Annotated in this window: 12 protein-coding genes; 6 read left to right on the top strand and 6 right to left on the bottom strand. The window is 41.4% G+C overall.

Going from position 1 to position 13,728, the window contains the following annotated elements; genetic code table 11:
* Positions 1-587 precede the first annotated feature (587 nt).
* The 6 genes from NAT51_RS07925 (at position 588) to NAT51_RS07950 (ending at position 5,466) form a co-directional block, all read left to right on the top strand.
* On the top strand, positions 588-1,142 hold the full coding sequence (locus NAT51_RS07925; RefSeq protein WP_250597560.1) for an RNA polymerase sigma factor: 555 nt from the start codon (positions 588-590) through the stop codon (positions 1,140-1,142).
* Positions 1,129-2,796 carry a hypothetical protein gene (locus NAT51_RS07930; RefSeq protein ID WP_250597562.1) on the top strand — a complete coding sequence of 556 codons (1,668 nt, stop codon included), beginning with the start codon at positions 1,129-1,131 and terminating at the stop codon, positions 2,794-2,796. Before NAT51_RS07925 ends, NAT51_RS07930 begins: the two co-directional genes overlap by 14 nt.
* 45 nt (positions 2,797-2,841) lie before the next feature.
* Positions 2,842-3,285 carry a hypothetical protein gene (locus tag NAT51_RS07935; protein ID WP_250597564.1) on the top strand — a complete coding sequence of 148 codons (444 nt, stop codon included), beginning with the start codon at positions 2,842-2,844 and terminating at the stop codon, positions 3,283-3,285.
* Between the two features lie 248 nt (positions 3,286-3,533).
* Complete coding sequence (locus tag NAT51_RS07940; RefSeq protein ID WP_250597566.1) at positions 3,534-3,956, top strand: hypothetical protein; 423 nt, start codon at positions 3,534-3,536, stop codon at positions 3,954-3,956.
* Positions 3,953-5,053, top strand: coding sequence for a hypothetical protein (locus NAT51_RS07945; RefSeq protein WP_250597568.1), 1,101 nt, complete (start codon positions 3,953-3,955; stop codon positions 5,051-5,053). The genes NAT51_RS07940 and NAT51_RS07945 overlap by 4 nt, the downstream gene beginning before the upstream one ends.
* A gap of 98 nt (positions 5,054-5,151) precedes the next feature.
* Positions 5,152-5,466 carry a GIY-YIG nuclease family protein gene (locus NAT51_RS07950; RefSeq protein ID WP_250597570.1) on the top strand — a complete coding sequence of 105 codons (315 nt, stop codon included), beginning with the start codon at positions 5,152-5,154 and terminating at the stop codon, positions 5,464-5,466.
* Between the two features lie 251 nt (positions 5,467-5,717).
* Here the strand turns inward: NAT51_RS07950 and NAT51_RS07955 are convergent, their stop codons facing one another.
* The 6 genes from NAT51_RS07955 to NAT51_RS19675 form a co-directional block, all read right to left on the bottom strand.
* A complete protein-coding gene (locus NAT51_RS07955) occupies positions 5,718-7,973 on the bottom strand; it encodes a CocE/NonD family hydrolase (protein WP_250597572.1) in 2,256 nt (751 codons plus the stop codon).
* 570 nt (positions 7,974-8,543) lie between these two features.
* The gene (locus tag NAT51_RS07960) at positions 8,544-10,823 is read right to left on the bottom strand and encodes a cation:proton antiporter (RefSeq protein ID WP_250597574.1); all 2,280 of its coding nucleotides are present in this window, start codon (positions 10,821-10,823) and stop codon (positions 8,544-8,546) included.
* 34 nt (positions 10,824-10,857) lie between these two features.
* On the bottom strand, positions 10,858-11,280 hold the full coding sequence (locus NAT51_RS07965) for a hypothetical protein (RefSeq protein ID WP_250597576.1): 423 nt from the start codon (positions 11,278-11,280) through the stop codon (positions 10,858-10,860).
* A 112-nt stretch (positions 11,281-11,392) separates the two neighbouring features.
* Complete coding sequence (locus NAT51_RS07970; protein ID WP_250597578.1) at positions 11,393-12,112, bottom strand: LytR/AlgR family response regulator transcription factor; 720 nt, start codon at positions 12,110-12,112, stop codon at positions 11,393-11,395.
* Complete coding sequence (locus NAT51_RS07975) at positions 12,078-12,872, bottom strand: sensor histidine kinase (protein ID WP_250597580.1); 795 nt, start codon at positions 12,870-12,872, stop codon at positions 12,078-12,080. Before NAT51_RS07975 ends, NAT51_RS07970 begins: the two co-directional genes overlap by 35 nt.
* A gap of 108 nt (positions 12,873-12,980) precedes the next feature.
* Entirely contained in the window at positions 12,981-13,112 is a 132-nt protein-coding gene (locus NAT51_RS19675) for a hypothetical protein (RefSeq protein WP_262921798.1), read from the bottom strand.
* Positions 13,113-13,728: the final 616 nt, after the last annotated feature.

Consider the following 13,728-nt stretch of genomic DNA (forward strand, 5'->3'; position numbering starts at 1 on the left):
TCAGTTTTCTTTTTGCCACAACTTTTGTGGCAATTTCATTTTTGAAAACGAAATTGCCACAGTTTTAATGGTAGCTGAGCTGGAGGCTGAATTGGTTACTGAGCCTGTCGAAGTACCGAAGCCACATTCCTAAATAAAAATCTGCGAATCAGCGGTAATAAGATTCCCAACGGTGGCTGAGCGGAGCCGAAGCCACATTATCTTTATTGCCTTCTATCCTTTTGCCTTCGAGAGCCTCAGGCAACGTTTATCTCGGTGGCTGAGCCTGTCGAAGCCCGATACTTTTGCCTTCGAGAGCCTCAGGCAACGTTTATCTCGGTGGCTGAACCTGTCGAAGCCCGATCTAATAATCTTTTTTCAAAACCCACGCAACCTTTTCTTTTTTTCATGACTATAGCATATAACCGGTCAAAAAAAAATGAAAATGAGACACCATTGAAGCAGCAGAGTTGTAAAAATAAAGAACAGAAAAAATTAAATAATAACCGTAATAAGATTGGTAACTTAGCCCGCTTGATTCAAAATGCAGCTAAAACCATTTTATTGAAGCCGTTACAGTAACGACAGGCAGAATAACCCTATCCGATTTGAATTTAGAATCCATCATAAAAGGCTGCATCAGGCAGAACAGGAAAGCACAGGAGGAATTATACCAGCGGTATAAGAACACCTTGTTCATGCTCAGTCTCAAATATTGCAGCAATGAAGCGGAAGCAGAAGACAACCTTCACAATGCCTTTATTGAGATATTCACACACATCGATAAATTTGGTAACAAAGGCTCTTTCGAAGGCTGGATGAAACGGATTGTCATCAACAAAGCCATCAGCAGCTACCGTAAAAATTACCAGCTCATCCCCATCAAAGAAGATTATCCTCAGGACACAACGGTAAGTGATGACGAAATGAATATCCCGGCCGATGCAATCTTACAGCTGATACAGGAACTCCCCAATCAGTACCGGTTGGTTTTTTGTCTCTATGAACTGGATGATTATTCGCATAAGGAAATTGCCGATATGCTTTCCATTTCCGAGAGTACCTCCAAATCAAATTTACACCGGGCCAAACAGATTCTAAAAGAAAAAATAACAAAGAACCATTCATACCCCAATTATACCCAACAGTATGGAAAACAGTAAAGACATTGGCAAAGCCTTCAGAGACCAACTCAACACGCTGGAGAAAAGTCCGGGCAATGACTTATGGGCCAAAATAGAACAGGACCTCGATACCAAAAAGAAAAACAGACGCTTTATCTGGCTGTTTGTACTTCTTTTCAGCCTGGGAATTGGTTTTGGAGCCTATCAGTATACATTCAACGGAAACGGTGCAAACAGCATTGGGGTTGGAGCTGATCAGAACGGAATACAAACAACGAGGTCAAACAATACGGGGTCTGTTGCTACGGATAAAACCAATACCAACCAAAATAGTCTGACTGTAACTTCAGAACAAGCGGCATTGGATGAAACGGAAATCCCAACAGCAAGCGGATCAACGTTGAAACCAACTGACGGAAATGAAAACAATCCATCGGAAACAACTCTGGAGCAGGAAAAAAACAATGCCAAAACGCAACCGGCTGCAGCAATAAAAAAGAACCCAAAAACGGCTGCTGTCCCAACAGATAACACCCCGCAGGGAAAACAAACCGGAACTACAGGAAAAACCATCTACACCCGTGAAGCCACCAGAGTCAGCGTGACCAACAAACGACTGGTTAAATCGACACCGGAATATGATGAATATGAAGTGGTGAAAACCTACACCTATGTCGTGAAAAAGAAACAACCGGTTTACAAAACCAAAGCCAAACCGACGGCAGCCGTGAAGGCTAAAACAAAACCGGTGACAAAACACTACAAATCAACCGCTAAGAAAAAACCAGCGGCCAAAAAACAAATTCAAGAAAAAAACAACAGGTTCTTAAAGCAAAAAGATAAATCCGAAACTACTATTACAGTGCCAACAGACAGTCAGATTATTCCTGTTGATACTAAAAAGACCATTGGTTTCACTGAATCAAAAGACAGCCTCCCGGCAGTTGACAGCGTTGTGGTGAAAAAAACACAGGTAAAGAAAAAAGAACTCGTGGTAAAGCCTGTTAAAAAAGATTCGGTGCCAAAGGCAGAGCCGGGAACATTCGGGATCTTCGGGTACGGTTCTCCTACCCTGTCCTATACCATGGGAAAGAATTCTGTGCTGGACAGCCGTTTGGATAACAATAAAAAATCAACAGACGTGACCTTCAGCTATGGTGCCTATTTATGTTATACAAGTGGCGGAAAACTCAGTGCGCGCATTGGCTATGCCAAAACCAACCTGAATTTCAAAACCGGAAATGTACCCGTAAACACAACCGATTACCAGAATATCAGTTACAATGACGGATTTTCAAATGCTGTGATCTACAACCAGTCGGGCCAATCGGAATCGATGACACTGATTCAGGACATCTCCTATTCGGAAATCCCGCTGGAACTCAAATACCGGTTACTGGACAAAAAAATCGGGATCAATGCCATCGGCGGATTCAGTTATCTGTTCCTTGGCGGTAATAAAGTAACGGCGCGTACGGCAAACGGCCATGAATACGAAATCGGAAGAACCAAAAACCTGATGGATTCCTCGTTTGGACTCAATATCGGCTTCGGACTGGATTACAAAATCTGGAAAAAAATTAAATTCAACCTAGAGCCCATGGTCAAATACAATTTGAAAAGTTACCACAGCGGCGGAAAAACCAATATACTTTCATTAAATGTCCTGACCGGATTGCAATTGGAGCTCTGAGGGTAAACCAAAAAAAGTTTGATCCTTTACTTTTAAATAAATCTTATGAAAAACCGGAAAAACTATTTTGCCATTGCAGGCGTTGCAATGGTAACGGCTCTCTCATGCCTTTCCTGTATCCCGGAAGAAGAAGGATACAATAAACCTAACATTTACCAGAACCGTTGCATTTACATCGATGATGCCTCTTCGATCCGCACCATAACACCTTTCAGTACTGATCCCTGCAGCTTACCCGAACGGAAATGCGAACTGGGATTACAACGATCGGCTCCCTATCGTTTTTTTGTCCACGGAAAAGAAACATATGCCAGATGGATCATCAATTCCGGTTCAGGATTGACATTTAAGAACGGTGCCACAACGGTAAACGGTTCGGTAGTCACGGTTTATTTTGCCAAAAACTTCAAAGAAGGCACCATCAAGGCATTTGGCAATGATCCCCAAGGCGGTAATTATGCCATAGTCCTGACCATCAGAAAAAAATAAATTTGTTCAATTCATACTTAGTCCTTACGGAAAGCACGTATGCAATACCTGTACTTATCAGTTTGTACAGTGTTCTTGTATACACCGCTTTCCGTTTTGGTACTTCTAAAGTTTTCCTTCTTCCTTTTTAAAAACAAATATTCCATCCTTAAGTTGTCATATTGTAAATAAGGTGTTTTCCCTTTTTGTTATACCAAGTAAATTCTTACTTTTAAACAATCAAAAAAACAACTAACAAACGTAAATTAATGGAAACATTTGTAACGCAAAAGCCAAAAATATCAAAGCTGTTTGTACAGGTCCGTGTTTTTTACACCGATTTAGCGCGTACATGGGTAATCAGGGAAGAAGCCAATTCAGACACTCCGCAAAAAGTAACCCTTAAGGATTCGATTCCCGGAAACGGAAACATTGATTTCTTCGAAGCCGGACCTACCAAACTATTTGCCGACCAGAATAATATCGGGATCATTACGTATCTGGACATCCATAAAGTGGACAATGTGGACGATTTCATTTCAAATTTAAAAATCGAATACCAAATCGTGGAAGACGACGACATTCCGGGTCATTTCTTCGAAAACAAAACCTATACCTGCAAGAAAGAAGAAATGCTCGTTTCGCCATCGAAAGAAAGTTTATTAATCACCAAAGTAATCCAGATACAATGAGACAGTCTTTTATCACACTGAGTCTGTTATTCAGTTCCTTGTTTTCATTTGCCCAGGCACCGGGGGAAATCACCGTTAAAGATCTGGAGCTGCCGAGTGCACCGGCATTTGCCCTGTTGGATTACTCACCCACCAGTATTACTTCACCCACAACCACACAGGCCCTGACCCTGAGTTTGCTTAATGCTGTCAATTCTTCTGAAGGGTTTCCGGCAAATTATGCATTGGAATTCTCTCCGTACTGGGTATTCCGCAACAAGAGCAAGAACTTTACCGATCACTTTGACCAGGAACAAAACAAGAAATATTCCAAGCCGTATAAAAACATGTCGGTTTCTTTTGCCTCTGTCAAAAAAGACACCATCCAGAATGTTTCCGTAGGGATCCGTACCAATCTTTTTACCATAAACCGCGATGAAAAGACAGCACGTATAAAAGCATTGCACGGTCAGCTTGCCCGGTTTGCCAAAACCGTGGATGCCGCAATCGCGCCACTCACGGTAGAACCCAAGCTTGGAAGCCCGGAATACAATGTGATCATGATGAAAAGAATGGAACAGATGGAAAAACTGCAAAAATTTGCAACCCTCCGCGACTCGATTTATCAAAGTCTGGACGAAATCACTCCCATCAAACCCTTATTCTCCATCGATGCTGCGGTGGCTTATAATCATTTCTTCGACGGGAATCAGTTTGCTTCCGGAAAATTCGGAAAATTTGGTGCCTGGACGACGTTGAGTGAAAACTTCATCCTGACCGGAGACAACAACTACCTTTCCTTATACCAGTATGCCCGCTTTTTGAAAAGCGAAATGGATTACAATGCCACAACCGGTTTATATGAAAAAGATGAGGACTTTGACATTGGAACCAAAGTTGAATTCCAATTTGATAAACTGTCGGTGGGTTATGAATATATCAAACGCCTGAGTGAATCCGGCAACTACCGTTCAGTGGGTAATATCAAATATATTTTGAGTGAAAGCTTTGTGCTGAACGGCGGCTTCGGTAAAAACTTCGAACATACTGATAATCTGGTTTCTTTTTTAGGGATTAGTTGGGGTATCAGTGCCAATAATAAGATTAAAGTGAACTAGATTATTGTGGTTTCGGCTCCGCTCAACCACCTTTCTCTCACTATAACTCAGCCTATCGAAATATAAAAGCCACAATACAATTAAACAAAGACGAAGCCATGAAAGGTTATATGTATATTTTAGAATGTGCAGATGGAAGCTATTATACTGGTAGCACAATAGATTTAAACAAAAGATTGGAAGAACATCAAAACGGTGAAGGTGCAAACCACACCAAAAAAAGATTACCTGTCAAGCTTATTTATTTTGAAGAATATCAACATGTCTATGAAGCTTTCTATCGTGAAAAACAAGTACAAGGTTGGAGTAGAAAAAAGAAAGAAGCTTTGATTGAAAAGAATGATAATTTATTAAAAATTGCTTCAGAATGCATGAATGATTCACATTTTAAAAATCTCAAGGAAAAAAAATGAGGTGGTTTCGGCTCCGCTCAACCACCATCAACTCCGCTCAACCACCATCGGTTACGATCAAACCTTATCGTTTACGGTGGCTGAGCGGAGTCGAAGCCACATTCTCTTCGGTGGTTTCGGCTCCGCTCAACCACCATCGGTTACGATCAACACCTTATCAGGAATACGGTGGCTGAGCGGAGCCGAAGCCACATTCTCTTCGGTGGCTTCGGTACTTCGACAGGCTCAGTAACCAATTCAGCCACCGGGACTTATCTCAAAACCGGAATATTAATCGTACTGTTACTGTACCATTTTATTTCCATCGGAACGGCGGCATCTTGCATCGTTTCATCACTCACATCCTTTCCGGTACCGTAATTCACCTGCCAGTTCGGGTTTTTGTTCACGCCCATTACAATCACAATACGGCTTCCTTTCTGCAATTGTTTAGAAGTAATGAACGTATTATTGATGTTGATGGTTTCAACCGTATTGGGCTTCAACAGCTTTCTTTTGCTTCTGTCTTCGGCATAACTGGCCCTTTGCAGGTTGTTGCTCAAGGCAAAATAATGGTTGTCGGCTGTTTTCTCATACAATTGGATGGCAATGTCCATATCCTTTTTATTAGTCCTTACTTTCAGTGAAGCCGATAACGAACCGCTAATCGTCAACGGTTCTTCGATAGGGTTACTTTCGAATACCAGCATTTGTTTTTCTGTATCCAGTGTCGCGTTATCTATTGCCCGGAAGCTGCACACATCGGTACTTTTAAACAGGTTTACCTCACTCCTGTCTTTGAAGTCAACCGTTTGGGAAATAGTATCAAGCTTTTCAGGACCTGCTTTCACTAACTGGCCTTGACGGTCTCCGGTACCTAAATAAAAAGTAAGGGTTTCATTGTGCATTTGCTGTAGCTTACCCACATGTTTCCATTCGTTTTTACCCATCACCTGGAAATTGACTTTATCTTTTAAAATCTCCGGACGTTTGCCGTCTTTTAAGATGTAATCAAACCATTCAAAAATAAGATCGTTGATGTTGATCTGGGCCGCCGCATCAATTTCGTAACCACCCAGCGTACTTTTAGGAAATCCCTGAGCGCCGCCATGGTCATAAGGCCCGATAACCAGATAATAATTATCGTTTTTATTCCACTTCTGGTATTCTTTATAATAATACATGGCGCCCAACTGGTCGTCGTCATAATACCCTGTAGTGGTTAGTATCGGGATATTGATATTCGCAAAAGCCTCCTTCTGTGGGGTCATGTTCTTCCAGTAGCTGTCGTAAGAAGGATGATCGAGCCATCGTTGGAACAAAGGTGAAGGTTTACCCTCAATTTTGTCCAGCGATCGGAAACTCTTACCGTTTGTATAGTAATCGGCAAAAATTGATTCCCATTTGGAATTGTTTTCAAAGTCGGCAGCATCAGTCATTTTATTATTCGAAACAAAGCGGATCCACGACAAGGCATAGCCCATAAAAACATTGTTCTGCATCGGAAAATCGATACCGGCACCCACGGCCACCTGCGGTATAATCGTTTTGAGTGCCGGGTGCACCTTTTTCATGGCACTCCATTGGCTAAAACCTAAGTAACTCCCACCATACATTCCGATCTTGCCGTTGCACCAAGACTGCTTGCTCACCCAGTCCAAAATATGATACGCATCGTCACCGTCGTGTTCATACGGCTCAATCGGGTCATTGCTCAAGCGCTTCCCACGGGTATTGGCCATAAAGCCCACATAACCATTGTCAACCATTTCTTTACACAGACTAAGTTCAATGCCGGCATAAATATTATACATCATAACAACCGGTTGTGGACCGTTTATATTTTTGTTCCGGACCATCGTACCGGCAATGGTACTGCCATTTGGAAGCGTGATGATGATGTTCTCGTCAATTAGATATTTTTCGGCTTCTATTGCAGCAATGAACTGCTTTCCGAGCGCCAAGGTTACGGCTGATGTGTTATAAGCACAATACGCCCTGCACAAATCCACGGCATCCTTTACGGTTATGCTGTCGTGGACACTGATATCTTTCAACTTCAGTTCCAAAGTGATTTTCCTTCCCTTCAAGTTGGTATTATAAAAATAGCCGACGGATGTATGCCCTTCATTATTTAAGGAATTATACAGGGAATGGAAGTTTCTTTTGAAGTTGGATTCAAATTCAGTTGGTGTTTTCGGTTGGCTGCTGGCAGTTTTCGCATATACCCTATAGCCAAAACCCAAATGATTTTTAGTGATACTGTCCCCGAAAGTCACCATCTCCAATTGGTTCAGGGTCGTCTCAATGGCTTTATATCTTTTGGCGGTAAGCTCCAGACGGAACAAATTATCGAGGTAGGCTGCTTTGTCTGCTTCCTTATACAGAGCAATTGCTTTTTCGGCCAGGGCCGGAATATTTTTGGCCATAGCCGTGCTGTCGGCATACTGTTCCTTCGGGAAATATATTTTTTGTGCCCATCCGGTTGTGGTACAACAAACCAACAGTAAAAGGATTCTTTGTATCATGATTTAGTTTTTTGATTGCGTACCAAAAATAGTAATAATTTCTTACGTTTTTTTTGAGTTATGAGTTATTAGTAATTAGTGAAGAGTAATTAGTCCTTAGTGTCTTAAAAGGAAAATTATCTAAAAAAACAGAGTTAAAGAATGGGTGAAGCTCGTCTTTTTTTTGAGTTATAGGTTATGAATTATGAGTTGAATCGGAGTATTGAAGTTTTATTTCTTCAGGTGGTTTCGACTACGCTCAACCACCCCAATACACTCTTATAGCAGAACGTTTCCAGTATATAGTTTTCAATCTTTTAATCTAATATGTGGCAATTTCATTTTTAATTTTCTTTTTGCCACAGTTTTATGGTGACTGAACTGGTTACTGAGCCTGTCGAAGTATGGTTGCTGAGCCTGTCGAAGTATGGTTGCTGAGCCTGTCGAAGTATGAAGCCAAATTATCTTAGGTGGCTTCGAGAACCTCAGCCACCGTCGAGAACACTTCGACTAGCTCAATATGATACCTCAACCACCAGCTTCAATACACCAACAAATAAAAAATCCACCGGCATAGGTGGATTTTTTATTTTAAGATGTTTTATCTGATATGATTAGCGTTGACGGGATATCCGGCAGCCACATACTTTTCGATTCGATGAGTTTCTTCCAACTGTCTATTGAAATGATCATTAAGTCCTGTCCGGTTAAAAAATCTTTTTCAACCGCTCTCTGGTTCTGCAACGTGATATGGTTCGGGGCGTTTTGTTCAATTGCCCTGATTTTTTCTTTGATTTCCGCATTGTTCTTTATCTGTCCGGCAGCATCCAAAATTACGATCTGTGCGCCCGAGTTATGGATCAGCTTTTGGGCATAATTGATCAGAAAACTGTCATTGGCATCAAAAACCGGAATAAAAATACGTTCGGTTTTGGAAAAATCCTTATCAATCAATATTCCAACCGGAATGTTTGCTTTTGATAATATGAAACGGGTACGCTCATCAAAGAAAGAATTATCAAATAAATTTTCTTTTCCCGTAACCGTATTGATTAATTTTTCCGGGTTGATGATCCTTGTTGTGAAGCCCAACACTTTCCCTAACAGTGTGCCCTGATAAATGGATTCCCCCAAACCGATTAACAGTAAATCATAATCCCCTTTATTGGCCACTGCCGTAATATCGGTATCGATATCGGTTGAGACTTTGAACAGCGTGGTTATTTTCCGGTTCAGTGTTTCCGATTCTTCCACCACTTCCTTAAAACTGTCCGTTTCATACTGATCGGTATCGTAGTGGTGCATTTCCTCAACAGGCGTCAGGTGCATACCGGTGAGTACCGCGTTGTTGTTCAGTTTCTTTGTCAAATTGTTCGCCAGTTTGAGCAATGTCCTGCCGGACTCGGGTGTACCGAATGAAAACAGGATTTTGTATTTACTGGTTTCCTTCACTTCCACCGGGATTTCGGCGGTTTTGGATTTGAATGCCCAATTAATCAGGTCTAAAGCCGGACCGGTCATAAAAGTGGTGACCAAAGCCATGATCACCATCATCGAGAAAACTTCAGGAGTCAGGACACCCAAATCGTATCCGATGTTCAAAACCACCAGCTCCATCAGTCCGCGGGTATTCATCAGCGCCCCGATTGACAAGCTGTCTTTCCAGTTCTGGCCGACGAATTTTGCCGCCAGTGCACTTCCGAAAAATTTACCCACAACCGCTACCAATATGATCAAACCGGTTATTTTCCACAAATTACCGTCGTTCAATAAACCAATCTGCGTGCGCAACCCGGTGAAAACAAAAAATAACGGGAGCAGTAAAACCAAAGCAACATCTTCAATTTTTTCGATGAACAGGTTACGGAATCTCATATTATCGGGCATAATCGCTCCTGTCATAAAAGCCCCGAACAAAGCATGGATACCAATCACTTCCGTTGCATACGCCGAAATAATCAGTGTCAGGAAGAAAATCGCCACCACCGGCTTGCTCATGTTGTCTTTTGTAGCGTGCAGGTCACCTACCCTTTTAAGGAAAGGACGTACCACTTTGATCATGGCCAACACATAAACAGCCGCCAGGAAAATAGTATAAAAAGAACTCACCACCGAGCCGGCTTTCACAATGGCAATCACTGCGGCCAGTATACACCAGGCCGTAATATCATCGGCAGCGGCACAGGTAATGGCAACCGTACCCAGTTTTGTCTTATTGAGATTGCGTTCCTGCACAATCCTTGCCAGAACAGGGAAAGCAGTGATACTCATCGCAATTCCCATGAACAGGGCGAACGATAAAAACTGTACGCCTTCCGGTGCAAATGAATGGTAAATGAAGTATGCCAATCCCATCCCCAGGGCAAACGGAATGATAATACTCGCATGGCTGATCACCACTGCATCATGTGCCTTGTTCTTCAGTATTTTAATGTCAAGCTCCATTCCTACTATGAACATGAAGAGTATTAACCCGATCTGGCTTAAAAATTTAAGATTGCCCAATGATTCTTCGGGGAAAAATACGGCTGAAAATTCAGGGAAATACATTCCCACCAGCGACGGCCCCAAGACAATACCGGCGATCATCTCCCCGATCACCGTGGGCTGTCCGATTTTGGTACAAATCCATCCGAATAATTTGGCCACCATCACAATCGTCACAATCTGCGCCAGTAAAACGGCCAGCGGATGCTCGAAATTATGTGTCAAAGCTTCCGTAAAACTGGACCATTGGCTTTGGTTTGAAACCACTGCCTTAATATTTTTGCCCTCTTCCAGTTTTGTACCGTATATGATAATCCAGTACATCAACGCCGAAAAAGCGCCTATTACACCTACATAAAAGAAACTGTTTTTAAATTTTCCCATGGATATGCCTTTATTATTTTGTCTGATTCATTATTTATTTTTTCAGTCTGATTCCGATGCCGATACCGCAATTCCATTTTCCGTTGTCTGTTGCGGTTTTGGCTGTGTAATATAAAGGAAGCTGGAAGGCAATCCTTTTATAGCTGTAGGTAAGTCCCACACCAAGCCCCGGTGTGATGAAAGAATTTTTAGGTTCTTTATCATCTTCTTTAAACCGCAGTGAAGGCAGCATCCCTACCATAATTTTTGAATTGTTTTTACTCCAACTGATATTCGGTCCGGTAAAATTCAAAAATCCCCCTTGGTCCACATAACCGGCCACGACCATTCCGTCATAAGCGGCAAATGCTATTTTGGAATCTTTTGGCATAACTGCGTCGGGTGCTTTTTGCTCCTGTGCATGAAGTGAAAGATATTGGCATCCCATTAAAACCAATACCCCGAAAAATCGTTTCATAACTGTGTTTTGCTTTTATTCAACACAAAAATGAAACTTTAAAGAATAAAAAAAACGGTATACGAATAAACCGGTACAGAAATGTAATGAGTGGGATAAAATCTGTAACGAATCAATATTGCACCTTCTGCAAAAATTCATTCCTGTAGGTTTCACTCAGGATAAGCTTTAAGCTGCCACCGGACGGCAATTGGATATTCGTTGTAATTTCATCAAATGAAAAAACCTTGATGATTTTCAGTGCAATGATTTCTTTCTTATTGATGCGCACAAAACTGTTCCCGGGCAGTATCTCCAGTAATTTATCAAATGAAATATTCTTGAGGGTGATTTCGGTGCTGTCCTGCAACCGGATGATTTTATCCCGGCTGTCTATTTCGGATACTTTGATATAACACAACTGGTCAAAGAAGATAAGCGCCTTGCCTTTGTCGGTATTCAATTGTACAAAATCCTTTTCATTTTTATGGGCACTCAGACGGATTTTTGCTTTGGTGATGGCCTGCTGCAGGCGTTCCATTTTGATTGGCTTCCGTACATAATCAACCGCATCGATATCATAGGCTTCGGCTGCATACTCCTTATAAGCCGTCGTGAAAATAACCGGTTTGCCATGCAACAGATTCGCGACCTGCAAACCGTTCATCCCGGGCATTTCAATATCAATGATGCACAAATCAAATTCATGATGCTCCAATTCATTCAGAAAAGAAACCGGGGAATTGAATGCTTTCACCACTTCGAGATCCTTTATCTGCTCACATAACATTTTGAGATAGGTTAACCCCGGCAATTCATCATCCAGCAGTAAGCATTTTATTTTTGTGCTCAAGTAAATCTATTTTTAGTGTTGCAATATATACATTTTCCTCAATAAACCTTTCCAGTTTGAAATTCCCCTTATAGATAATATTCAGGCGCTGTTCCAGTGTTTCCGAACCTATACCGCCTTTGTCTTTTTTAATGGGAGGCTTACCCGAAATCTTGTTGGACACCGTGAGGGAGAACACATTGTTTTTGAATTCGAAAATGATGGAAATAAACGAGTCCTCGCTTTGGAGGTCGGCATGCTTAAACGCATTTTCAATCAGGTCGATCGATATGAGCGGGGCCAGGACGCTTTGTCCATACAAAGGCTCTGATTCATCAATTTTGGTTTTCACCTTTAATTCAAAAAGCGGGCTGATTTTTATTTTATTGATCTCGATAAGATTGAGCGCAAATTCAATTTCTTCTTTCGGGGTCACGAACTTGTTCTTGCTTTCATACAAAATGTAATCCAGTACGTTTGCCAGTTTGTCGAGTGCAAAATAGGTCTGGTATGCATGCGACTGGATGGAATTGAGTATGTTCTTGAATAAGTGGGGGTTCAACCGGGATTCGAGTGTTTCGAGCTGTAAGGAATTGATTTGCCCTTCCACCTGTCTGAATCTGGTTTCGGTTACTTTCTTTTCCTTCTCTGCCTTTACGAGTTTTATCCATAAAAAGGCACATGCCACTGCCAGTATCAGGATAATACCGGTAAAGATATACGAATATTCAATGGTAAGGGTGCTGTTCGGATTCACATGATACAATTTACAACTGTTCAAATATAGTGAGTTATGGGTTATGAATTATAAGTTAGGAGTTAGGAGTTATAAGTTATAAGTTATAAGTTATAAGTTATAAGTTATGAGTTATAAGTTATGAGTTATGAGTTATGAGTTGTGGATGATTACGGTGGCTGAGGCTCTCGAAGCCACATTTCCGATACTTATGCCTTCGAGAACCTCAGGCAACGCATTTCGATGGTCGAGTAACTGAACCTGAGTAGTACGAAGCCACGTCATCTTGGGTGGTTGTAGACACGAGCGGGACGCTCGCGTCAGCTGTGCAACCCTAATAGTTATTGGGCCTTAAAAATTTTACCTTCATCCTCCTGCGTCGGATACGGCTTATTTCCTTTCTTTTGTCTTGACATCTCGTCTGAGGCCGAGACACGGCAAAGAAACAAAAAGTACTCATGTAACTATTTGTCTAAGGATTCCGTGAATCTTCGATTTCAAGTCTGGGATTTTCAGCGGTCAAATAAAGTTTCGAATCCTAAAAGAAAAGAACTCACCCTTCGGGTTCAAACAGCTTTTCTTTTTACGGATTCTTCAACTATTTGACACTCGCTTCCAAATCCTAAGACTTTTGTACATCCTATGTCTTTGACGGGAAGAGAATCTAAGCTCCAATAATCTTTCAATCTGATAATCGAATAATCTGATAATCTCCTAAAATCATTGTCTTACAAAAAATCACCCCTGTGGCAATTTCGTTTTCGAAAACCAATTTGCCACAATTTTACCGGTGGCAGATATACATCATCAATCCGTAAAATTTCAAAAGCAACATTTCTGCCTTAAATTTTATAAAAGTTATAACATATTTCCACTCCCTTGATGAAATCAATTTAATTAT

This window comes from Flavobacterium amniphilum (genome assembly GCF_023634845.1).
In the GTDB taxonomy this organism is placed as follows: domain Bacteria; phylum Bacteroidota; class Bacteroidia; order Flavobacteriales; family Flavobacteriaceae; genus Flavobacterium; species Flavobacterium amniphilum.